The sequence below is a fragment of the Undibacterium sp. 5I1 genome (assembly GCF_034314085.1).
In the GTDB taxonomy this organism is placed as follows: domain Bacteria; phylum Pseudomonadota; class Gammaproteobacteria; order Burkholderiales; family Burkholderiaceae_D; genus Undibacterium.
This window is the reverse complement of record NZ_JAVIWI010000001.1, coordinates 895,858-920,413: the sequence shown is the minus strand read 5'-3', so window position 1 is coordinate 920,413 and position 24,556 is coordinate 895,858. Positions and strand designations below refer to the sequence as shown.

Genomic DNA, 24,556 nt, shown 5'->3' with positions numbered 1-24,556 from the left:
TGCGAAACAGATGAATGACACCGCGTATTTTGTCTAAATCATAGTTCGACCTATTCCAACATCACATTCGCCTTCCAAACACAATTCAGCCTTAGACTTTACCTTAGACAAATTGTCCTGGGATGCCAATTCCTAACACTAGATTACTTGAGCTAGATCAAGCGTTACTCAGATTTTTTATGACACGATTATCTTCGCAATGAAGATTCATAATGCAGACTCATCAATCAAGCTTGTTCGGTATCGAGCAAACCAAAATATAGCCCAACACTATATTGAATCTGGATTTTCGGCTGGATCGCTATCGCCTCATAGAGTCCCTAAAAGCGTACGATGTTGAGAGCAATAACACCATCGTGATTTGCGTGCTGACGCTATAAAGACAATTGTAGATGTACTACTAGAAAATCTGGGTTCGAGCTGGTATTACCTAAAGATGTATTTTCATTCGCATTTTTTATATCAAGAATGCTCTCTCTTATGCGGCGCATCAATGTTAGGAAAGAAAACTCATGTCTATCTTAACCAATTCGACAAGCGGTTTAACTACCAATGAAGTAGAAACAAAATTGCACACAAACGGGTGGAACGATTTACCGTCAGCTAAGCCGCGCTCGTTTCAAGCGATCGCGTGGACAATCGTTAGCGAGCCTATGTTTGTTTTATTGATTGCCTGTGGAGCTATTTATTTGGTGTTGGGCAATATAGAAGATGCCGCGATCTTGCTTGGATCCGTCTTCATCATTATAGGAATGAGCTTTTCTCAAGAGAAAAAAAGTGAACGTGCTCTTGAGGCGTTGCGAGATCTTTCTAGTCCACAGGCACTTGTTTTACGCAACTCTACACAACAGAGAGTTCCAGGACGAGATGTTGTTCTGGGAGACATCATCTTACTAGTTGAAGGTGACCGTATTCCGGCAGATGCCTTTCTTATCGAAAGTCAAGGTCTGACCGTTGATGAGTCTCTGTTAAGCGGTGAATCTATTCCCGTTAGAAAATTAGCAAGCGAGCTATTCAGCGAAGACATGGTGATGCCTGGTGGCGATGATCACCCCTGTATCTATTCAGGAACTTTGGTGGTGCAGGGTACCGGCAAGGCACAAGTAGTGGCAACTGCTGGCAATACCGCGCTTGGACGTGTGGGCAATGCCTTATTTACATTGGAAACTGAGCCAAGTCGAATCCAAACTGAGACTCAGCACGCTGTCAAAGTCATCGCATTATCGAGCATCGCTCTGGTTCTCTTTTTGATGGCATGGTATGGCATCTCCCGTAACGACTGGATGACCGGAATTTTAGCGGGATTGACCTTAGCAATGTCATTATTGCCCGCAGAATTACCTTTGATTCTGACGATTTTTCTAGGGATAGGCTCGTGGCGTATCGCAAAAAAGCGAGTCTTAGCAAGACGTATTTCTGCCATTGAGATGCTAGGTGCGACGACTGTTCTGTGCGTCGATAAAACTGGCACCTTGACTGAAAATCGCATGGCTTTGTCCCAGATCATACTTCCTGCAAAAGACCCTGACGAACAAGATCTAGTGCAGCAATTTAATGACATGCAGTCCTTAAAACCAGAACATTTTCCAGAGAAGTTCCATGAAACTTTGGAATTTGCCATCCTATCGAGTCATAGAAATCCGTTTGATCCGATGGAGAAAGCCATTAACGAAGCTGGAAAAATCGCGCTGCGTGGAACCGAACATCTACACGCAAATTGGAGCTTAATTGAGGACTATCCTCTGTCACCTGAATTGCTTGCAATGTCACGCGTGTGGCAATCCCCTGATCTTGTGGATTATGTGATCGCAGCAAAAGGTGCCCCCGAAGCAATCATTGATTTATGCCATCTATCGGAAAGCGCGACGCAACAGATTAACATTCAGGTTAATCAGGTTGCAAAGCAAGGACTACGCGTACTCGCCGTGGCCAAAGCAAGCTTCCGGCGTGGCGACCTGCCCGAAATTCAACATGATTTTAAATTTCAGCTAACCGGATTAATCGCTCTGGCTGATCCCCTGCGACCTAGCGTCAGGAAGGCTGTTACGGAATGTCATGCTGCTGGCATTCGTGTGATGATGATTACTGGTGACTATCCGGCGACTGCTCTTAGTATCGCAATGCAAAGTGGACTGGACGTTACGTCGGGTGCCATTACAGGATCAGAATTAGAGGGGATGAGCGATATTGACTTGGAGCAGCGTATACAAAGCAATCCATCGAATTCAGCCAACGTATTTTGTCGAATACAACCAGAACAAAAATTAAGGCTCGTCGTCGCATTAAAAAATATCGGAGAAATTGTAGCCATGACGGGTGATGGCGTGAACGATGCACCCGCGCTAAAGGCAGCTCATATCGGTATCGCCATGGGCGGACGAGGCACGGATGTCGCGCGAGAGGCATCCGCCTTGGTGTTACTCGATGACGATTTCAGTTCTATTGTGGCGGCGATTTCTTTAGGGCGCCGGATTTTTGATAATGTACGGAAAGCCGTCGTATTTGTCATTGCCGCACATATCCCGATAGCAGGTATGTCGATACTGTCCGTAATGATGGGGTGGCCCTTGATCTGGTTGCCGGTACATATCGTTTTTTTTGAATTGATGATTAATCCAACCTGTTCGATTGTATTTGAGGCGGAGCAAGAGGAAGCGAATGTAATGAACCGCCCTCCACGCTCTACAAAGGCGAAAATATTCGATAGGCCGTTGTTCATGATGGGGCTACAGCAAGGCGTTTTTTTGTTACTTATTTTAGTAGCAGTTTATATGGGATCTACGCAATTAGGACTTCATACTGAGCAAGCCAGAGCTTTAACTTTTTCAGCAATGATTGTTGGTGACATTTGGTTGATCTTGATCAACCGATCCTCATCATTACCCTTTTTCGCCTCATTAAAGTTACCCAATCCTGCATTATGGTGGGTGATCGCCTCAGGAGTAACCATGCTGGGACTAGCCCTATTTGTACCCTTTATGAGTCAGTTATTCCATTTTGTGTCCCCACCATCCAGTGTTTTATTGCTGATGCTGATCAGTGTCAATATGCTGTTGACCTTGTTCGTCGTTGCAACCAAATTTCTCTCTCCCAGAGAAGTTTGATTCAAAAATCAAATTTATCTTTGAATATTTTTAACCTACTAAAAAAGAGTATGTATGAAATTACGCAATAACAATTCGAACTACGGTTCGCTGTCGATTGGACTGCACTGGTTTATGTTGATCTTGATTGTGGCCGTGTACGCCTGTATGGAACTGCGCGATATATTCCCGAAAGGAAGTCAAGAGCGGGACGCGATGAAGACCTGGCACTATATGCTAGGTATGTCAGTCCTGTTGTTTGCATTGGCTCGCGTCATAATTCGAGCGACTCAGACAGCGCCGATAATTACACCTGAGCCAGCCAATTGGCAAAAAATACTCGCCAAATTAATGAAAATTTCGCTGTACGTCTTAATGATCGGTATGCCAATTGCAGGATGGCTGATACTCAGTGCGAAAGGGAAAACAGTCCCATTTTTCGGTTTGCAACTACCAATGTTAATTGGAGAAAATAAATCGACAGCAGGGTTAATCAAGGAAGCGCATGAAACAGCCGCAACAATAGGATATTTTTTGATTGGACTACATGCCTTAGCTGCCCTATTTCATCATTATATTATTAAGGATAATACTCTGATCAGGATGCTGCCACGCCGTGATTGATTGACGACAATCTATCCAACACTCCTCAAAAATATTCTCGATCTCTTCGAGAATATTCTCTTGTCATGTGACATTAATCTAAGCCGTTTATAATCATTCCGGAATAAGCATATGCAAATAAACGCTCACAGGTTGTTTGCTGGATATGACGTGCGCATTTTCCGTTTTAAAAATAGACTTCCTTGTTATTGCCAAGATTTTCTCCTGACTGATCCAAGAATAATGGCTGATAGTGAAATCAACTACCGTATGGATCGTTCAAATCCGTTTTAAGACGAAAGGAATTCCATGAGCAATGTTGATTTTGACTTTGACTTTTTTGTGATTGGTGGCGGTTCCGGCGGTGTTCGGGCCGCACGTGTCGCAGCAAGTCATGGCGTGAAAGTCGCGATTGCAGAAAGCGACCGTTACGGTGGCACCTGCGTTATCCGAGGTTGCATTCCCAAGAAACTCTTAGTTTATGCCTCACATTTCGCTGATGATTTCTCCGATGCAGAGGGCTACGGCTGGACAATTTCTAAGCCAACTTTTTCCTGGAAAAAATTAATTACCGCTAAGGACAAAGAAATTGATCGTCTTAGTCGGATTTATCAGGACTTGTTAAATAATTCTGGTGTGAGTGTGCTAAACGGTCGTGCGCATTTTGTTGACGATCATACTGTTGAGGTGAATGGTCAACGTATCCGTGCAAAATATATTTTGATCGCAACTGGTGGCAGACCTTACCGTCCATCAATCCCTGGAATTGAATATGCCATAACCTCGGACGAAGCTTTTGAACTGGCCGAGCTACCAAAGAAAGTTTTAATTGTCGGCGGAGGTTATATCGCGGTCGAATTTGCAGGCATTTTTAACGCGCTTGGTGCAGAGGTGATTCTGTCTTATCGAGGCGAGCAGGTACTACGTGGTTTTGACCCCGATCTTGGCTTGCATCTGCAAGAGGAAATGCGTAAAAAGGGAATCACGATTGTACTCAACAGCACCGTAAGCGAATTGATCAAACAAGACGACGGACTGATCAAAGTCAACATGGACAAAGGTGATCACGGTCATCTTTTGTTCGATACTGTCATGTATGCGACTGGCCGAATTCCACAAATTGACAATCTGCATCTAGAGAAGATTGGTGTCGATATCAAATCAGGCGGCGTGCGCGTTGATCATACGTCACGTACCAGTGTTCCACATATTTTTGCTGTTGGCGATGTGACCAATGGTATTGCCCTTACTCCTGTGGCAATTCGCGAGGGCGCTGCATTGGCGAACTCGTTGTTTGGCCCGACCCCCAGCTTACCCGATTTCAGTATTGTTCCTTCTGCCGTATTCAGTCAGCCCCCGATTGGTACCGTTGGTTTAGGAGAAACCGACGCGCTAGAGCAATATGGAGAACTCGATATCTACAGCTCCAACTTCAAGCCGCTGAAAAATACCTTATCCGGCAATCACGAGCGAACATTGATGAAGTTGATTGTTGACACAAGAACCCAAAAAATACTGGGTGCACACATGATCGGTCCCGATTCACCGGAAATCATTCAGGGACTCGCAGTCGCAATCCGCATGGGAGCGACCAAAGCAGACTTTGACAACACAATCGGCATTCACCCCACAGCAGCTGAAGAATTTATGACGATGCGCGAAAAGAAAACGAAGCTTAAGCATGGATCTTAAAACACATGGACATTAACACCATCATGCCAAATACAGAAAGTCTCCAACGTATCGAAATCATTGAAGGACTAAGCCAGCCATCCGCACAGATTTCACCAAAATATTTTTACGATACCAAAGGCTGCGAACTGTTTGAAGCTATTACGCTTTTGCCTGAATATTATCTGACCAGAACAGAGCAATCCATCATGGCCAGTTATAGCGAACAAATCGCACAAGCAGTTGGCAAAGACCAGACCATTATTGAATTAGGCGCCGGCAGTTGTGAAAAAGTCCGTCGCCTGTTCCACTCTATAAAACCTGCCAAATTTATTGCCGTTGATATTGCATCCGATTTCTTGGTCGAATCAGTGCGTAATTTGCGACAGGAGTTCCCAGAGATTGACATCCGTCCGGTGGTGGCAGATCTTACCTCTGACGTCATATTGCCAGAAGATTTACCTATGGGAAAACGCTTAGTATTTTATCCAGGCTCGTCTATTGGTAATTTTGATCGCCAGGATGCATTGGCTTTGCTAACCCGCATCCGGAGATTGATTGATGTCGACGGCGCATTATTGATTGGCGTTGATTTAAGAAAAAATAGTGCGATTCTGGAAGCTGCCTATGACGATGCAGCAGGTGTTACAGCGGCATTCAATCTCAATGTTTTAAATCATATCAACCGTCTTATTGCAAGTGATTTCAAGCTCACGCAATGGCGGCATCTGGCGATTTTTAATACGGACGAATCACGGATTGAAATGCATCTGGAAGCAATCGAAGATACTCAAGTGTCTTGGCCTGATGGCAAGCGTTATTTTAAAACAGGTGAGAAAATTCATACAGAGAACAGCTACAAATACACGCCTGAAGTATTTATGGATCTATTAACGCAAGGCGGATTTAAACATTCTCAGATGTGGACTGATGAGAATGGTTTATTCGCTGTGATGCTAGCCAGACCTTAAAAATTCTTTATCAAAAATTTCTGTTAGTTCGCTACAACTATTTATATTCCGTTAATTCAACCAAATCAAATGCTAACAGTCCTGCCAATGACATCTATCAATTCACATCTAAATTACACTTCAATCCGTAATCAAACGATGTCTCTGGCTGCACCACTGTCAGCCGAGGATTGTTGCGTTCAGGCCATGCCAGATGCCAGTCCTGTCAAATGGCATCTGGCGCATACCACCTGGTTTTTTGAGACCTTTGTGTTGGAGTCTTGGGAGCTTGAATTTAAGCCCTATCACTCGGCATTTCGTGTTCTGTTTAATTCGTACTACAACGCCATTGGTGACAAACATCCTCGTTCGCAACGCGGCATGTTAAGTCGCCCCAGCTTGGATGAAGTCATGGCTTATCGCGCCAATGTCGATCAGCGGATTCAAGCATTGTTAGTGTCCAATATCGACAACCAAGCGCTGCTGCAAATGATAGAACTGGGACTGCATCATGAGCAGCAACATCAAGAATTGATGCTGAGTGATATTAAATATTTACTTTCACTCAACCCGTTATTCCCAAGCTATAAAAATATTTCCGAGTCAGTTGAACCACCAAACGAACTGCGCACTAAATTGCCCAAATCTACAAAAGATTTAATGTGGTGTAATTTTGATGCAGGGCTTGTTCAGCTAGGTCGCAATAGCTCAGAAAATAAGTCAGAAAATACGGAATTTTTCTTTGATAACGAGACACCACGACATCAGGTTTATTTACAAGCGTATAAACTAGCTTCCCGTTTAGTGACCAATAGCGAATACGCTCAATTTATTGCTGAAGGTGGTTATCAGCAAGCGCAATATTGGTTATCAGAAGGATGGGATTGGCGTAAAGCACAAGATCGCCATCACCCTTTATATTGGGTGAAAGAAAATAACGTTTGGAATGAATTTACCTTGAACGGACTAGCTCCACTCAATCCTGATCAACCTGTCGTACATATTTCTTATTTTGAAGCCGATGCGTATGCTCGTTGGGCAGAGGCACGACTACCAACGGAGGCTGAATGGGAAAATGCGGCTGCGAACTTGCCGTTAAAAGGTCATTTTTCTGACAGCGGACTATTTCATCCTATGCCTGATCAGGATCTTTACAATCTATTGTCCCCGGATGGGCTGACACAAATGTTTGGTGATGTATGGGAGTGGACGCAATCCAGTTATGCGCCCTACCCCGGTTTTCGCGCCAAAGCAGACGCCGTTGGAGAGTACAACGGCAAATTTATGGTCAACCAGTATGTATTGCGAGGTGGCTCTTGTGTGACGCCAGTGAACCACCTCCGGGCTAGTTATCGGAATTTTTTTCCAGCACATGCTTGCTGGCAGTTCTCTGGCATCCGCCTAGCACGGTAGCTCAATATCTGACCAAGCTACTTTTTTATACTCATCTGATTAGTCACTTTTTGTACGCCTTCAATCGTTTTGGCTACTTCGGTTGCACGCATGATTTGCGTATCGCTATCGACAAAACCACTGAGTTGAACATCGCCTTTGCTCGTAATCACGGCGATATCTAAGCTTTTGATCGAGGCATCAGCGATCAAGGCAGATTTCACTTTTGCTGTGATCACACCATCGTCAATTTTGTTGCCGATAGTTCTTGATTCTTTCAGCATTAATTTATTATCGACAGACTTAACGCCTTCTACATTTTTTGCAATTGCAACGCTGTGATCAATTTGACTTTGGCTATCAACAAAGCCACTCAACATTGTTTCGCCTTTGCGAGTTGCGACTTTGATGTCATACGCTTTTACCTCATTGTCAGCCAATAAAGCAGAAGATACTTTCGCACTGACAACGGTATCATCAACTTGCGTACCGACGGAGATCTGTGGTGCAGAACTACCAGCAACATCGGTTGGTTTATTGCAGCCAGCAAGCAAGATTAACAATGCGCCGGTTGCGCCCCAATATAGTCCAGTGGATAATTTTTTCATGACATGTCCTTTGATTTTATGAATAGATAAACTGATCAGCAAAACAGAGTCCTACCTGTAAATAACATCCATCAGTGCTTTAGAGAGGCTGCTTACTAATGATTTATGATCCTGTTCAGAACAGTAGAATTCATCCCCACTGCTGACTGAATCATGCCTTTAGCCATGTTGATACTCTGTTCGCTAACGTACACAAATTTTTATTTTTGGAAAAATAAACATATTCCAATTAAATTAAAGCATTATCAAAAAGTGCAAAAAATAAAATAAGCTGAGAACTTAACAGGCAAACTCGTAATCAAATAATGACTCAATCGATTGATCAACCAATGAAACCAAATTCGTCCCCCATCAAAAAAATGATCAAAGTCATTTTCCTTTCGATAAAAGAATGGATAAACCATAGAGCAGCAAGTAAAGGTGCAGCGTTAGCGTTTTATACCTTATTTTCCATGGCGCCGATTTTGGTATTGGTGCTGGCAATTGCGGGTTTCTTTTATGGCAAACAGGCAGCTCAGGGCGAGATATTTAATCAGTTACAAAGCTTGGTCGGTCGTAATAGTGCCGAGGCGATTCAGACAATGTTAGCTGGTGCGCGCAACCCAGAAGATGGGCGTATGGCAACCATAATTGCCAGCGTGTTGTTATTAATTGGAGCCACTAGCGTTTTTGCAGAATTAAAAGAGAGTCTGGACGAAATTTGGCAAGTACCCAAAACACGTCAATCCAGTATTTGGGTGGTGATACGTACGCGCCTATTATCATTCGGCCTGATATTGGTACTCGCATTTTTGATGCTTGTATCGCTGGTTGTCAGTGCGGTATTGGTATTCCTGGAGCATTATTGGGGTGCATTGCAAATTGATGTTGCGGTGATTTTAATACCACTGTCTTCATTAATCGGGTTTGGTGTTATTGCCTCGCTCTTTGCGGTTATTTTTAAAATGTTGCCACAAGTAAGATTATCCTGGCGAGATGTGTGGATTGGTGCGGCCGGTACCGCTGGATTATTCACCATCGGCAAATATGGTATCGGTGTGTACATCGGGAACAGCGGCATAGCAAATAGTTTTGGTGCAGCCGGATCAATGATTGCATTATTACTGTGGGTTTATTATTCAGCGCAAATATTTTTATTAGGTGCAGAATTTACCCGTCAATACGCTCTGTGTTTTGGTAGCTTGCGTGACCTCAATTCAGATAAGACCTTAACTAAAATCACGAAACTGTAAAACAATCTTTGCCTAGACGTTGAATAGAGAATGTTGTGTTAAAAAGAAAATGGCTAGAACAATTATCTGTTCTAGCCATTTTTTTGTAAGAAATAATTTAGCTATATTCTTACCATCTATTTTTACTCACATACTCAAAATATTATTGAACGCGACGCTCAACAGTAATTTGTTCTACTTCTACCCGGCGATTTGGTTCCAGGCAAGTAATTAAAGCGGCCTTATTCTTTTCAGTACACTGTACGACTGGATTTGTTTCGCCTTTACCTTGCGCCGTTAAACGTGTAGCAGCAACACCCTTATCGATCAAATACGCTTTGACGACCTCGGCACGACGCTGTGACAATTTCATGTTGTATTTAGTCGTACCAATACGATCAGTGTATCCACTGATGACTACATCATTGATTTGCGTATTGTTATTCAGTACGTTAGCGATTTCATCTAATTTTTGTTGTGGCATACCTAGTTTAGCGCTGTCAAAACCAAATAACTCCGTCGCTGACAATGTGACTTTTTCAAAGCGAACTGGTGGTGGAGCTGGTGGCGCTGGTGGTTGGGGCATTGTCTCTGTAATGACCAATGGTGCGGCCACTGGCGCGGGTTCTACACGAGCAACACGTTGCACAGGTTTGTCGAAGGTATAGACCAGACCAACGTTCAAATAATTATTGTTTGAGTTACTAAAGTTAAAGTCGTTACCATGTACAAAACCATGTACCCGGCGCAAGTCAGCTTGCATTGCCCACTGGTCTGAGAATCCATACTGAAAACCAACGCCAGCATTTAAATAAGCAGAATTTGCATCTCTTTGAAGTGCCTGCGCATTGATATTTACTTTGTCATACTCAACGCCGCCGCCGATTAACACAAACGGGCGAAAGCTCTTACGAGAAAACATATATAAAGCATCTGCGCCTAATGTATTTTGCTGGTAGCGTGTTCCGTTTGTGCGCTGACGACCATAGCTGGTACCGAATTGCAAATCCCAATCCTGGGAGAACGCTTTACCGAAACGAATTGCAGCGGCTTCGCCATGTCCCGTCACGCCATAGTGCGTATCTGCATCCAATACGCCCAAACTAGGTGCGACATACCAAGATGGATTGTAGTCATAATTTTCTGGCGCGCGTTGTGCCATGCTGCTGGATACTACTCCGCACAATAAGCTAACAGCGAGCGCGATTTTATTAAATTTATGCATATAAGACCCTGAGTAGAAAGTTAGAAATAAAAATGAATTAGAAAACAAATTGAAACTAATATTAAAAATATTGATGACGGAGAGATTTAAAAATTCTTCCTACAAAGAACTAGAGACGATCTCACGGCAACGCATGAGAACGGAGCTTACGGAGTTGTACATATGGCTTCTGTGCGCTAACCAACATAGAAATTAAAAAAGTAAATTTTTTAAAAAAGTACACAACTACAGCATGCACATGAGGTGGTGCATGCTGATCTAACCAAGGTAGTTGTGAGGAATTTAAAAGGGAATTAGTCCTGTCCGGCCGCTAAAAAATTTAAGGCTGACACTGAATTTACTGAGGAATATTCTGAACAATTTTGATTGTTATATATCGTTCGCGATAGAAAAAACCTGCACATGAGCAATCAAATCAATCGACAGTTCTCTTTTTATAGAATAAATTAAACTGATTCCTAACTGTTAGTCGTTTTACCTATACTCCCCATTTATTTTATTAAACATACTCCAATGACCACATAAATAATGGATGACTAGTAAATACTCATTACCAGTATATAACCATTAGATTAAAAACCCTAAGAATGTTGAGCACAATGACGTATAAAATGCATTATTTCATGCATCTTCTACGCATTAAGTATCGGACATTTTCTCTACTTACTGTAGTGCTTTGTGTATTGCTTTACCGGAGTCATCCACTTAAGCTTTAATACTGCCATCAGCCAGCACAAGCGGTTTCAGGTTGACTAACATAATCTCGACAGTATGCTCTTGCTGATCATTGATCAACGGTATAAATGGGGAGTCTTGCGTAACACCATCCACTGAAATTCCTTTACTAACTTCGCCAGCAAATTTTTGTGTCACGGTGATCTGGTAGCTGGTTTGTTTGTATCGATAGCGTAATTTAAATGTAATCCAATCGACAGGCATACAAGGTACGCAATATAGTTTTTCTCCATCGAGTGTCAAACCTAATAATGACTCGATGATAAAGCGGTACATCCAGCCAGATGATCCGGTATACCATGTCCAACCGCCCCGTCCGATATGTGGTGATACTGCGTAGACATCAGCTGCGATCACGTAGGGTTCTACTTTATAAGTGGCAACTGCGGCGGGAGTGAGCGAGTGATTGATTGGATTAATCATGGTCATTAGTTCCCAAGCTTTTTCGCTGTCACCTAGTTTGGCGAATGCCATCGCCGTCCAGATTGCGGCATGAGTATATTGCCCGCCGTTTTCACGCACACCCGGGACATACCCCCGGATATAGCCGGGATTTTGATCAGATTTATCAAATGGTGGATCGAGCAATTGGACTAAAGCATGGTCACGACGAACCAAATATTGGTTGACTGCCTGCATAGCAGTATTGGCATGAACAGGGTCGCCGGCTTCCGACAAAATAGACCAGCTTTGTGAGATTGAATCAATCTTGCACTCAGCGTTGCTGGCAGAACCTAAAGACGTGCCATCATCAAAATAAGCACGGCGATACCAAGCGCCGTCCCAAGCGTGCTGCTCAATATTAGTTTGTATTTTTTTAGCTTCTAGCTGGCATCGGTAAGAAAAACTTTGATCACCTCGTTGCTGTGCAATCACTGAAAATTGCATCAAGACTTCGTATAAGAAAAATCCTAACCAGACACTTTCTCCCTTGCCTCCGGCACCGACTTTATCCATGCCATCATTCCAATCACATGAACCTATCAGCGGCAATCCATGTACTCCAAAGCGCAGACCATGCAAGATCGAGCGGACACAATGGTCATACAAAGAAGACGATTGATTAGATTGTCCGGGCAAGTCGTAATAAGAATCTTCATCCGCATTCAACTGACGACCTTCAATAAAAGTAACCGACTCATCTAATATCCGATGATCATGAGTAGTTGTCAGATAGCGGCAAGTCGCTAGCGGTAGCCACAAATAATCATCAGAGCAATGAGTGCGTACCCCGCGGTTCATGGGCGGATGCCACCAATGCTGTACGTCGCCCTCAATAAACTGATGCGCGGCGCAAACCAGGATATGTTCACGAGCCAGTTCCGGACGGGTATGCATAATCGCCATTACATCTTGTAACTGATCGCGGTAACCAAAAGCGCCGCCGGATTGATAGAAACCGCTCCGCGCCCACAAGCGACAAGCGATGGTCTGATACATCAACCATCCGTTGGTCAGCATATTGAGGGCAATATCTGGTGTCTCTACTTGCACTGCGCCTAGAGTATCTTGCCAATAATTTTTGACTTTGGTGAGTGTTTCCTGCGCCGCTAATTTACTGCGGAAGCGTTGTATTAAATTGCTGACATCCGCGCTACGTTGTCCGGCAACACCTAGTATAAAAATAATCTCGTGCTGCTCACCATCACCTAATTCAAATGGCACCTGTATCGCGGCGCAAGGATCAAGCCCGGCACCTAATTTTCCTGACAACCGGGATCGGCTCATTGCAGCAGGATTTTGCAGACTGCCGTTGCGACCAATAAATTCTGTCCGGTCGCCACTCATCGTCAATTTCATCGCATCGACGTAAAAGAAACTCGTGCGATCACAAAATTCAGAGTTATAAAAGTTCCGAGCAAATATAGCGCCTGTGGCAGGATCGGCCTCAGTCACGATATGCATGACGGATTTTTGACGCACATCGCCCAAGACCCATTCCACATAACCGGTAGCGGATAAACGTCTTGTCTCACCGGTGTCATTGCGTATTTTAAGTACCGAAAATTTAACCGCATCATCCGGTGCAACAAAGACCGATAATTCGGAGGTAATACCTGCCTCGGTATGTTCAAACACGCTATAGCCAAAACCATGGCGCGTAACATAGTCTCCTTGACCGCGGCACGGCAAGGAGCTTGGCGACCAGAAGTGTCCGCTATCTTCATCGCGCAAATAAAATGCTTCACCTCCATTGTCAGAAACTGGATCATTAGACCAAGGGGTCAGTCTGAACTCATGGGCGTTCTCACCCCAGGTATAAGACTGACCACTCTCTGAAATCACGGTTCCAAAATGTGGATTAGCTAACACGTTCACCCACGGTGCAGGAGTCAGATTGGATTCATTGGTACGGATAATATATTCGCGACCGTCTTTGCTAAATCCACCTAAACCATTCGGCAAAATTAAGTCAGTCGTATCATTCAGTCGGTCTGAAACAAACATCTGATTAGAACTTGACGATGAGGATGTTGAGATTGCGGAATTTGCCGCAAATGATGCGGGCAAAGGTGCTGACAACTGTCTGGTCGTTATCAGCTGTGGCGGACGGACTTCCACTTGTCCACGTCGGTTGATTTGTTCTGCCAAGGTGCCACGACTATCAGACAAAATAGCGCGTGCAACAGATTGCAATAAGATCCTGTCATCATTAGGTATTTGATCAGCAAGACGTACAAAAATACCGCCCGGACGCTCCATCGCATGTGCCTCAATACCTGACGCAACTAAGCCCATGATTTGCTCTTGTAATATTTGACGATAACCAGCACGGTCTTCATTCCAAATTACCAAATCGACGGCTAAACCCTTCATACGCCAATAGGCATGGGCCTGCACCATCTGACGTACTAATTCAATATTTTCTGCATCACTAATATGCACTAAAACAATAGGTAAATCGCCGGAGATTGCATAACTCCAAAGACCAGATTGACCACGGCGGTTTTTTACCAAAATACTGGCGTCGGCACGCAACAAAGCATTCGGATAAATAATTGAACTAGCCAAACGCTCATACAATTGAGCATCAGCTTCGCTGGCGTTAAGCTGGCGCAATACCACTTGGCTATGGGTCCAGGCTAATTCAAATACACGGTCAGCCAAATGCATATCTTGATATTTTTCAATCATACCGAGCACCGCATCACGCGTCTCTGCAACGCCGGTCACAATATCAATAATCGCAGTTTGTTCTGGCGCTAAGGTGATCTGATGACGGATCGCGACAATAGGATCAAGGACTGATCCCCGGCTGCCAGATAACGTTTTTGTCGTCATTGCAACAGGCGCTGCTACGGTATTGCCGCGCCCGATAAATGCCATGCGATCTGACTCGTAAGAGACCGCGTCACTAGTCGCGCCATGCACCACCATCTGATGGAACATGGTCGGGGTAAAGTCATTCTCAGAGCGCGGACGACGGACACATAAAATAGCCTGATGTTGTGACAGGATTTCTGTTTGCACAAACAGATTACTAAAAGCAGGGTGCATCGTATCTGCGGCAGCAGGTGCCAACACCACTTCTGCATAACTGGTCAGGTCAATTGTTTTTGTGAACCGGGTCCGGTTGGTAATACGGGTGCGACGCAATTCGATATCATCCTCCGGCGACACGACGATTTCGGTATGCATATCAAAGCCATTATCGTGACGCCGAATTTCTGCCCGACCTTCTGAAAAAATCACTTCATAGGTTTTAGGTGATTTTAAAGTCGGGTGATATGAAGTGGACCAATAACTAGAGTCAGACAGATCGCGCACATAGCAGAACATACCCCAGTTATCGCAGGTAGTATCTTCACGCCAGCGTGTAATCGCCAAATCGCGCCAGCGACTATAGCTGCCGCCAGTATTGGTCACCATGACGTTATATCTGCCGTTGGACAATAATTGAATTTCAGGCAAACGTGTATCGACTCGGTTGATGATGCGCATAGGCATCTGCTGCTCGCTGGCAGTAGAGCGGATATCCGCCAGTTCTGTGGTGTTTGAATAGTGACTACTCGGTTTTGGAATCCGCTCTTTTAGCAATAACAGCGTTGCCTGAAACAGAGGATCAGATTCAAAACGTTTTTGCATCGGCCTATCCAGCAACACATATGCAAGCGATAGCAAACTCATGCCTTGATGATGTGCCATATACGACCGTATCAGTGCCTGCGTTTGTCCGCGTGGCAGACGGGACGGCGTGTAATCGATCGCCTCAAACATACCGAAACGTCCTTCAGCGCCCTCGTCCACTAATCGCTGTAGATTAGTGCAGGCCTGATTTGGCGCGACCATCAGCGCCATTGCAGAAGCATAAGGCGCAACCACAAGGTCATCTCCCAGACCCCGCTTCAATCCCAGACCAGGTACACCAAACGCACGATATTGATAATTAAGACTGGCATCAAAAGCGTGATAGCCCGATTCAGAAATCCCCCAAGGGACAACGCGCTGCGCACCATATTCAATTTGTCGCTCAACGACTGATTTATACGTTTGATCGAGTAAAGTATTCTGATAATTTGGCATCACCAACAGCGGCATCAAATACTCAAACATCGATCCGCTCCACGACAAGAGAATCGGTTCGCCACCGGCAATCGTTAACTGGCGTCCCAACGCAAACCAGGTTTCTTGCGGTAACTGGCCTTGTGCGATAGCGACAAAACTGCACAATCTTGCTTCTGATGCTAACAGATCATAAGACCCAGTATCGCGCCGACGCTCCGTAACGTTATAACCAATCGCTAACAGATGGGTAGCTGCGTCATATAAAAATTCATACTCCATACGCGCAAACTCTGTCGCCTGCAAAGCCAAGCGTGTAATTGTGCCCATGCGCTCATTTGCACGCCGGCTACCTTCTGCTACGAAGTCCATCAGATTTTTCCAACGCGTTTGCAGATCCGACACTAACGCTGATGGAGAGTCCCCTACGCTGCCGACCAATGTCTGTATTTGTGCCCGCATTTTTGCGTCTAGTCTTGCCAAATCACTCAGACTTAAAAGGCTATTTAATTCGGGCAAATCTTGAATCAAACTTCCTACATTGGACAACGCGAGCCAAGGTGCTAAAAATAATAAATCCTGCTGCGCCTCATGAGATTGCTTTATTAACGCATTTACCCACCAGAGCATCTCGGCCTTTTTATCATTATTGATGCTGGCGTCAGATGCGATCGCGGTAGTTAAATCGCTGGCCTTAGTAGAAAATATGGTTAGCAGCTCATTAGCTTCAGATAAAGTGACTGGTGGCGTCGCTGATGTCATAGCTAGTTGTTTTTTAAACTCAAGCATGCCATCGCTAACAACGGCTGCAATAGTATTGGTGCTAAAAATAGCATCTGTTATATTTTGCTTTGTCAGGTCAAGTAACACACTAAATGTATGACCCAATCCGGTAAATATGGTTGGTAACAAAATACTTTGATCTGGCAGCAATAATAACCCAGCACGCATTGTCAACAGGTGTCCCGCCAGGTTGCCGCTATCGACGGTTGATACATAGACAGGATTTAAAGGCTTTAGACTTAGTGTGTCATACCAGTTATAGAAGTGGCCTTGATAACGTTCTAACTGCCCCATACTGCGCATCGTATTTTCAGTACGGATCAGCAGTTGCCCCATATCGATATACGCAAAATCATAGGCAGAAAAATTTGCCAGTAGCGCCAATCCAATATTGGTGGGCGAGGTCCGGTGAGCGACCACGGCAACCGGGTGTTCTTGCAGATTATCGGGTGGTAACCAGTTGTCCTCTGGACCTACATAGGTTTCAAAAAACGACCAGGTTTTACGTGACAGACGATGTAAAAATACCAGCTGATTCGCCTCTAAAACAGAGCGCCGCTCAGGAATAGGCAAACTTATACGCCAGGCAATTACAGGTGAAATCATCCACAACAATAAAAATGGCAATGCTAAGGATAAAGAACCTGGACGTAAGCTAACAATGGACACTAAAACCAGAATGGCAAATACGGGTGCGCTCCACATAGTGCGTAGTGATGCAAACAGCGTTGTACCGGCTTTTTGATTTGATTCGCTAGAGGGATTCCACTCCAGCAAACGGCGATGTGAAATCCATTTTCGCCATACCGTTCTGAATATCGCATCCAAACTATAAAAAGCTTCGTAAGGAAGGAAGGCGAGATTTAGTAGCGCATTCGTCGTGTGTTGCTCCATAGACCGGAAGCTGGCAACCAGATGCTGACGGATTAGTACTTCACGCGGCTTTCGTAGTAACTCCAGTACGGATGCAGCCAACGACGGCAAAAATAAAACGGCAAGAACAGAAATACTCCATAGCCACGGCGATGGTAATTTAATCCAACCCAGCACCAATAGCATTAGCAAGACAGACGACGTCAAACTACGTCGTAAATTATCTAAAATTTTCCAACGTGACAAGGTAGACAGCGGATTTGGTTTGCGGATGCTATTACTTGTTTTGATTGGCGCAGTTGAGGAGCCAGCTTCAAACTTCGTATTTTGATCAGCGATAGATTCACTTTGAGCAGCGGACGATTTTTTAGAAGTTGATGCAGCACCCAAACCATCAGGACTACTTAATACAACAGGTACTTTAGGCATGAGCCAGGATATCAGTTGCCAGTCGCCACGAATCCATCTGTGACGACGACTGACATCTGCGCTATAACGTGAAGGATATTCCTCATGCAATTGAAGATCACTGATTAAGCCTGCACGGGCATAACAGCCCTCTAGCAGATCATGACTGAGTATGCGATTTTCTGGCAATTGCTGGTGCAATGCCTGCTCAAACGCATCCACATCATAAATACCCTTACCGATGAACGACCCCTCCTGGAACAAATCCTGATAGACGTCGGACACCGAGCGCGTATAAGGATCTATCCCGGCCTCTCCACCACATAATTTTTCATAAATTGAGGCGTTGGCGCTAGGCAGACTAGCTACTACACGCGGTTGCAATATGCCATAGCCCTCCACCACACGCTGTTTGACTTCGTCGTAATGTGCATGGTTCAGCGGATGCGCCATCGTTGCAATAAACTGGCGCGCTGAGTCCCGTGGTAATTGCGTATCTGAATCTAAGGTAATGACGTACTTAACGCTGCTCAGAGCGAATACATCACCGACAATTCTCTCAAACAATGTATTGCGTTGCTCACATCCTTCGCCAGTTAATATGTCGCAAGAACCATTGCGTAAAAACGCATTTAAGTTAGATAACTTGCCGCGTTTTCGCTCATATCCCATCCACATTTGTTCTTGAGGATTCCAGCGACGTGCTCTATGTAATAATAAAAATGGACTTGTTTTATTCGAGCCCGTATTTTTAGTGTAGCGCTCGTTCAACTCAGTAATTAATGCTACGGCTTGCTCCACCAAAGCATCATCGGCCGGCGTTGTTTCAGTCTGTGCATCTGGCAAATCCGTCAATAAACAAAACCTCAGATTATCATCCCGGTTAGCGAGGTAACGCACCTCTAAAGCCTCGCATAAACTCTCAATATTCTGAACATGAAACAACATCGTCGGTACAACTACTAGAGTACGCGCCGACGATGGAATGCACTTAGAAAAGTCCATCCGCGGCAAAGCCTGTGGCGTTGCTAATACGGTGACCAGCCAATTGATTAAAGCAATCGCCAATTGACTGCTGGCAATAACCACAATCACCCCCAGCAATGCAAGCATATAGTCACGAACACCATCGCCGTAAGAATGAGTCAGTAGAACAGAGGTGAAAATGGTAGTGAGTAAAGCGATGGAGCCTAGATAAAGGCGTAGGGGAATTTTTTTACTCTTTTGGGCCAGATTCCTGAATACACCATACCGGACATTAATGCGCTTTTCTAGCGCGGGTAAGCCATTCCCAATCAAGTAATAACCGATATGCGCAGTGCGGATATCAAGACTAGCCTCATCACCACTAAGTTTGGCGGCCAACTCAGATAACAACAAAGCTTGCTGTGCGACTTCAACCTCTGTCAATACAGAGTGTTTTGCAAGATCTTCTATCACGTGCCGGTAAGAATCGCGGGTAGAAAAATCCATCTTATTGTAGATGTCTGCATGGTCAAGACTGAGCACATACTCAACATGACTCATAGTTTCTACAAACTCACGCCAGTCCATCGTCCCTAAAAAACGCAAACTGCAAATGCTATTACTGATCGATACTTGATCCGCCGCCTGCCGTTGGCTTTCTACCTGGACCAGATGCTCTATCGTGGTACCGGATTCCGCTAAGCGTTGCGATATCCAAGTCAAAGGCAGCGTTAACGCAGGGCTTTGACCTTGCAAACGGCGCGCTACTTCGGCCACAAAAGCGCTGTCTAAGGTTGGCTCCGAACGCGCCATATCGGCGACTAATAAAATTAATTTACTCGGATCTTTTTCTGCCGCCTCGATCATCTGATCGGCCCAGCTATCGGCTAAATTTCTATCGACGCGACTAGATGCAATACGAGTCGCTACACGACGTAAATTTTCAATCAACGCTAAGCGCAGCATGATAGGAATAGCCCATAGCTCACCTAATTTGAGCACGGTCACTTGTTGATAAGCGGCGACAAATCGACTTAAGCCTTCAGGATCAACCCTGCCGTCACCATGTGAAATAGTCTCTAGCGCAATGTCATATACCCTTGGGCGATTGCTATACGTACCTTTAATCAAGCGCGGTAACTCTTTGCTATACCCTTTGGGGAGATGCTGCTTTGCCGTACGAATCTGCTCTTCAATCAAATAAAAATTATCCAGTAACCATTCAGCCGCAGGCGTAATTTGACGATTATCTTTTAATGCGGAAGTCAGTGCGGCACAAGCACTGATCAGTGCTTCTTCATTATCAGCCAGACGAGATAAAAGCTGATCGGGCTTTTTGTCATGATGTACTTTGTGGGATTTTGCCAGTACGCCACCATGATGTTCCATCTGAGCGGCACTAAACAACTCTGACTTTAATGGCGGCAATGCGCTCTCATCGTCTGAATTAAATCTGAGGGCAGTAATTTTTTTTAACATGGGAGTCGGGCTTTACGATGATGGTTCGTGCACTTAAGGTGTCCAGATACTTAAAATCCGGACAGGTAAGTTATGCAGAATTGACCATGAGTGAGTGCAAAATTAGTGCAAAGTTAATGCAAGGCATAAGTAAATAAATTACAAATAGCTATTACTTTCTTATAGGCTTTAACTTTAAAAAACTCGGTACGCCAACGTACATAGAAACTATCTTGATCAAAATGAGTTACATAAATTGATGTGCAGAAATATCCTTAAATATTTCAGCGGTGCGCTTTAATAAGAGCAAAGCTTGAGGAGGTTTTTGAGGCAAACGTGCGCTATCGTACAGATCATTTAATCAACACTCTTTAATCTGTAACTACTGGATTTGAGACAGCTTTAGCAGTATTCAGTACAGACCGCAACTAGCGTTCCGCTAACAAGCTGCCTCATCAGTTATTCAATTCATTGCGAAGTAAATTGGTGGAATCGTCCATTATTTAAAGGAGAAACAATCATGAATAAAGACCAAGTCAAAGGCGCAGCAAAAGAAATTACTGGTATCGCTCAAGAAAATGCTGGTAAATTAGTCGGCAATAAAGAACAGCAAGCTAAAGGTTTGTTGAAGCAAGTCGAAGGCAAAGTTGAGAAAAGTGTTGGCGACGCCAAAGAAGCAATTAAAGATTCACTCAAAAAGTAATTTGGGTAAAACGAGTGACGTAATAAGCTAAGAAGCCAAGTTACGTTGGAGGGGGCATTGATTGAATGATCGATGCCCCTTAATTTTTTTCGTCTGGTTTTATCGAGAAACTGCATATAAATCCACGTATACAACTCCCTGCAAAAACATATAAGTAATTAGATCAGAAAGATGAAGTCGACATCTACTTAATATTGATCAGCTACATATACTCCCCTCTATTTATAATAAATATCAACGATAGGCCATATAATTTATGGACAATATAAATATACACACTACCAGTATATATATTGGTAACATAGAGAATAACGCTGAGACAAAGTAAAACCCAGTGTAAAAATATAAGGACATCAAACTATTTCTGTGTTTTTTTGTCTTCCACATGAGACATCTTCGCTCACTTCCTCTTCATTTTTTACTCCAAATAAATTCTTCTGACTTAAGGCTTTCTTAAAACTATAATATAGTCCCCTACCCTATATTTAGAGATCAGACATGGGTCATACTGTCCGCAATAAACAGAAGCTTCTTAACCGTGTACGCCGTATCCGTGGACAAATCGATGCGATTGAGCGTACTTTGCTTGAAGAAAGTAGCTGTATCACCGTACTGCAGCAGCTCACGAGTTGCAGAGGCGCGATGAACGGCTTGCTTGCCGTTGTACTGGAAGATCACATCCGCACTCATCTGGTCGATGCTGAGCCACATGATGGAGAAGAGAGTGACGGCAAAGAACAGTTGGTAGAAATCATTCACAGCTATTTTAAGTAGACTGAAGCTTAGAGATTATTAAAAATTAGTTGAAATAATTATTAAAGGTAACGCTATGAGCAGTTTGTACGAAACGCCCTTTTCGCTTGGTCATGACCATGTTTTTTTAGGTGAAAGTCACGACAAAAATGGTCGTAAAACCTGGGCAGTGATTGTGCTTTGTAGCGCCATGATGATTGCAGAGATCATCGGTGGTAGCCTATTTGGTTCTTTGGCGCTGGTAGCCGATGGCATGCACATGTCAACCCATGCAGGTGCGATGTTAATTGCGGCGCTTGCTTATACCTATGCCCGCAAACATGCGAACAATCCACGCTTTGTCTTTGGTACCGGCAAGTTAGGTGATCTGGCAGGTTTTACCAGCGCGATTATCTTAGCGATGATTGCGTTATTGATTGGATATGAAGCGATTGCTCGTCTATTGTCGCCAGTGCCAATTCATTTTGATGAAGCAATTCCCATCGCAGTCGTAGGCTTATTAGTGAATATTGTCAGTGCATGGTTGTTAAGTGGCGATCACCACGGGCACTCTCATGGCCATAATCATGACCACAAACACCATGAAAAACACGAAGATAGTCACGATCATGCAGAAGAAGTTCAACAGATTAAGACCTCCGCTGGTGTTATTGCGCTCTCAATTTTTGAAGATGGAGTCCCACCGGTATTTCGTATCGCCTTGAACGATTTAAAAGTCACATTATTAGCGCAAGATGTAACAGTGACGACGATCCGCTCTGATGGCACACGTCAAGTTTTTGGGTTTGTAAAAAAATCTGATTATCTTGAATCAACGATGGCGATTCCCGAGCCGCACGAATTTAAAATACTTCTCGCACTACCTGATAGTGAACACAGTGCTACGTTTGAAGAGCATGCGCATGGTGATGAACATGGACATGCGGAACATGACGATCATGGTATCGATACGCGCGACCATAATATGCGAGCCGCTTACGTCCACGTGATTGCGGACGCTGCCGTATCTGTACTGGCTATCATCGGCTTAGTTTTAGCGAAAATATATGGCTGGTTATGGATGGACCCATTGGCAGGTATTATCGGCGCTCTTGTCATCGCCAACTGGTCTTATGGCCTGATCCGCGATACTGGCGCGATTTTGATGGATGTTAGCCCAAGTGATGCGCTGGCAAATAAAGTGCGCATCGCGGTAGAAAATGCTGGTGATAAATTAGTCGATCTACATGTATGGCGTCTTGGTCCCGGGCACTTTGGTGCAGTAGTATCAGTCGTCACTAAAGTCGCACAGCGTAATCCAGCTTTTTATCATACCGAATTAAAGCGGGTAAAAGGGCTGTCACATATTACGGTTGAAGTCCATCCAGAAGCGCTTATTGGTCCAATAGCAATTTGAAAACCGACCATAGAAAATATACCCAATGAGTGCCAAATCACCTTGTATTGAGGTCTGTAAGTTTGATGGTAAAACAGGATATTGCATCGCGTGCCTGAGGACACGCGAAGAATGTAAAGATTGGAAAAAAATGAAAGACAATCGACGCCATCAGATATTGCAAGATCGTCCAAAACGCGAAGTTAAATTACAAAAATAAGATAGATCAAATATCTTAAAAAAATTAACCAATGATTTAAATCAATCTTAATTAGTCTGGATTAATCTCAATGCATGTTATTAATATCCTTGATGATCTGATAGCACTCACAAGACACCGATGCTAAGCCTGCCTCATCAAGGATTTTTATTTGTCCTCTGCTATAACCGATTAAATTTCGTCGTTGCAGCGCACTAGCCGCTTTGGTGACACCGACCCGTCTTACACCGAGTGAATGAGCAATAAACTCATGGGTTAAATGAAATTCTAGCGACTGTAAATGATCTCTGGTCGTCAACAGAGATCGTGCCAGCCGAGCTTCCAACATGTGAAATGTGCTACAGACGGCAATTTGGGTTGTCTGTGCTAAAAACCGGTTAACGTAGTTAAATAAAATTAATTGCAACTGAGGATTTTTTTTACACTCTACAATCAGATTTTCAGAAGAAATTTTGATCGCTCTGCCAGCTTTCTGGACAATCGCTCTGGCTTGCACTCTGAATGCTACTACTCTATTTTCAGCGTTAAGTGCGTTGTCGTGAGTTGCGGGTGCAATCAAATTCGGTGACATCCCAACGACACCCTCATTACCGACCAATCCTACCTCAAGACTCGTTCGCATATTTAATACGCCGAGAAGAGAAATGAGACAATCCTCTGGAAAATAAATGTCCTCAATCTGCTGCCCAGGCTCAAATAATACCTGGCCATATTCCAGATGAACGACATCGCAATGCTTACCTAAGTGCTCTTGTTCGTCGCTGGATAAACCAGCGAGCAAACGATTGGCCAGAGGAGTATAAAACTTCATCAAGTATTCCTCATTAGTATTCGACAATTTACGGTCGGAGTATGTTTTAGAGAATACCTAAGCCATCTGACACCGTATGTACGATAACGAACAGAACCGAGAAACTATCTGGACAGGTCAAATAATTAGAAATTTTAATCAGTTACCCTGCCAGTCGTTAGCGTAGGTATTAATTTAGTCATTGACTGAGGTATTAGCTTAGCTGCCAGCAGCGTGGCAGTGGTC

General features: G+C 44.1%; 14 protein-coding genes. 10 read left to right on the top strand and 4 right to left on the bottom strand.

Features of this window, described 5'->3' with window-relative positions:
* Window positions 1–512 precede the first annotated feature (512 nt).
* From RGU72_RS03850 to egtB, 5 genes are all read left to right on the top strand, one after another.
* Entirely contained in the window at window positions 513–3,104 is a 2,592-nt protein-coding gene (locus RGU72_RS03850; protein ID WP_322118461.1) for a cation-translocating P-type ATPase, read from the top strand.
* Between the two features lie 54 nt (window positions 3,105–3,158).
* A complete protein-coding gene (locus tag RGU72_RS03845) occupies window positions 3,159–3,707 on the top strand; it encodes a cytochrome b (protein ID WP_322118460.1) in 549 nt (182 codons plus the stop codon).
* A 288-nt stretch (window positions 3,708–3,995) separates the two neighbouring features.
* Entirely contained in the window at window positions 3,996–5,378 is a 1,383-nt protein-coding gene (gene gor / locus RGU72_RS03840; RefSeq protein ID WP_322118459.1) for a glutathione-disulfide reductase, read from the top strand.
* 23 nt (window positions 5,379–5,401) lie between these two features.
* Window positions 5,402–6,328: an L-histidine N(alpha)-methyltransferase gene (egtD, locus tag RGU72_RS03835; RefSeq protein ID WP_322118458.1), complete on the top strand. Its 927-nt coding sequence runs from the start codon at window positions 5,402–5,404 to the stop codon at window positions 6,326–6,328.
* Window positions 6,329–6,415: 87 nt separating this feature from the next.
* On the top strand, window positions 6,416–7,720 hold the full coding sequence (egtB, locus tag RGU72_RS03830) for an ergothioneine biosynthesis protein EgtB (protein WP_322118457.1): 1,305 nt from the start codon (window positions 6,416–6,418) through the stop codon (window positions 7,718–7,720).
* A 17-nt stretch (window positions 7,721–7,737) separates the two neighbouring features.
* On the opposite strand, the gene RGU72_RS03825 is transcribed toward egtB, so the two are convergent.
* Window positions 7,738–8,307 (bottom strand): BON domain-containing protein, encoded by a 570-nt coding sequence (locus tag RGU72_RS03825; RefSeq protein ID WP_322118456.1) that lies wholly within the window; start codon window positions 8,305–8,307, stop codon window positions 7,738–7,740.
* A 359-nt stretch (window positions 8,308–8,666) separates the two neighbouring features.
* On the opposite strand from RGU72_RS03825, the gene RGU72_RS03820 reads away from it, so the two are divergent.
* Window positions 8,667–9,539: a YihY/virulence factor BrkB family protein gene (locus RGU72_RS03820; RefSeq protein WP_322118455.1), complete on the top strand. Its 873-nt coding sequence runs from the start codon at window positions 8,667–8,669 to the stop codon at window positions 9,537–9,539.
* Window positions 9,540–9,681: 142 nt separating this feature from the next.
* Here RGU72_RS03820 and RGU72_RS03815 read toward each other — a convergent pair whose 3' ends face one another.
* Entirely contained in the window at window positions 9,682–10,743 is a 1,062-nt protein-coding gene (locus tag RGU72_RS03815) for an OmpA family protein (RefSeq protein ID WP_322118454.1), read from the bottom strand.
* Window positions 10,744–11,448: 705 nt separating this feature from the next.
* Window positions 11,449–20,490 carry a GH36-type glycosyl hydrolase domain-containing protein gene (locus tag RGU72_RS03810; protein ID WP_322118453.1) on the bottom strand — a complete coding sequence of 3,014 codons (9,042 nt, stop codon included), beginning with the start codon at window positions 20,488–20,490 and terminating at the stop codon, window positions 11,449–11,451.
* Between the two features lie 499 nt (window positions 20,491–20,989).
* Here RGU72_RS03810 and RGU72_RS03805 point away from each other — a divergent pair, with 499 nt between their 5' ends.
* From RGU72_RS03805 to RGU72_RS03790, 4 genes are all read left to right on the top strand, one after another.
* Window positions 20,990–21,172, top strand: a complete 183-nt coding sequence (locus tag RGU72_RS03805) for a CsbD family protein (RefSeq protein ID WP_322118452.1) — start codon at window positions 20,990–20,992, stop codon at window positions 21,170–21,172.
* A 498-nt stretch (window positions 21,173–21,670) separates the two neighbouring features.
* Window positions 21,671–21,946 (top strand): metal/formaldehyde-sensitive transcriptional repressor, encoded by a 276-nt coding sequence (locus RGU72_RS03800; protein WP_322118451.1) that lies wholly within the window; start codon window positions 21,671–21,673, stop codon window positions 21,944–21,946.
* Between the two features lie 55 nt (window positions 21,947–22,001).
* Entirely contained in the window at window positions 22,002–23,321 is a 1,320-nt protein-coding gene (gene dmeF, locus RGU72_RS03795; RefSeq protein ID WP_322118450.1) for a CDF family Co(II)/Ni(II) efflux transporter DmeF, read from the top strand.
* A gap of 25 nt (window positions 23,322–23,346) precedes the next feature.
* Window positions 23,347–23,520, top strand: a complete 174-nt coding sequence (locus tag RGU72_RS03790; protein ID WP_322118449.1) for a DUF1289 domain-containing protein — start codon at window positions 23,347–23,349, stop codon at window positions 23,518–23,520.
* A gap of 67 nt (window positions 23,521–23,587) precedes the next feature.
* Here RGU72_RS03790 and RGU72_RS03785 read toward each other — a convergent pair whose 3' ends face one another.
* Window positions 23,588–24,331 (bottom strand): Crp/Fnr family transcriptional regulator, encoded by a 744-nt coding sequence (locus RGU72_RS03785; protein ID WP_322118448.1) that lies wholly within the window; start codon window positions 24,329–24,331, stop codon window positions 23,588–23,590.
* Between the last annotated feature and the right edge of the window lie 225 nt (window positions 24,332–24,556).

Bases quoted from the DNA above. Each gene is read 5' to 3' on its own strand.
- RGU72_RS03850 (WP_322118461.1), top strand. From the start codon at position 513: ATGTCTATCTTAACCAATTCGACAAGCGGTTTAACTACCAATGAAGTA.
- RGU72_RS03845 (WP_322118460.1), top strand. From the start codon at position 3,159: ATGAAATTACGCAATAACAATTCGAACTACGGTTCGCTGTCGATTGGA.
- gor (WP_322118459.1), top strand. From the start codon at position 3,996: ATGAGCAATGTTGATTTTGACTTTGACTTTTTTGTGATTGGTGGCGGT.
- egtD (WP_322118458.1), top strand. From the start codon at position 5,402: ATGCCAAATACAGAAAGTCTCCAACGTATCGAAATCATTGAAGGACTA.
- egtB (WP_322118457.1), top strand. From the start codon at position 6,416: ATGACATCTATCAATTCACATCTAAATTACACTTCAATCCGTAATCAA.
- RGU72_RS03825 (WP_322118456.1), bottom strand. From the start codon at position 8,307: ATGAAAAAATTATCCACTGGACTATATTGGGGCGCAACCGGCGCATTG.
- RGU72_RS03820 (WP_322118455.1), top strand. From the start codon at position 8,667: ATGATCAAAGTCATTTTCCTTTCGATAAAAGAATGGATAAACCATAGA.
- RGU72_RS03815 (WP_322118454.1), bottom strand. From the start codon at position 10,743: ATGCATAAATTTAATAAAATCGCGCTCGCTGTTAGCTTATTGTGCGGA.
- RGU72_RS03810 (WP_322118453.1), bottom strand. From the start codon at position 20,490: ATGTTAAAAAAAATTACTGCCCTCAGATTTAATTCAGACGATGAGAGC.
- RGU72_RS03805 (WP_322118452.1), top strand. From the start codon at position 20,990: ATGAATAAAGACCAAGTCAAAGGCGCAGCAAAAGAAATTACTGGTATC.
- RGU72_RS03800 (WP_322118451.1), top strand. From the start codon at position 21,671: ATGGGTCATACTGTCCGCAATAAACAGAAGCTTCTTAACCGTGTACGC.
- dmeF (WP_322118450.1), top strand. From the start codon at position 22,002: ATGAGCAGTTTGTACGAAACGCCCTTTTCGCTTGGTCATGACCATGTT.
- RGU72_RS03790 (WP_322118449.1), top strand. From the start codon at position 23,347: ATGAGTGCCAAATCACCTTGTATTGAGGTCTGTAAGTTTGATGGTAAA.
- RGU72_RS03785 (WP_322118448.1), bottom strand. From the start codon at position 24,331: ATGAAGTTTTATACTCCTCTGGCCAATCGTTTGCTCGCTGGTTTATCC.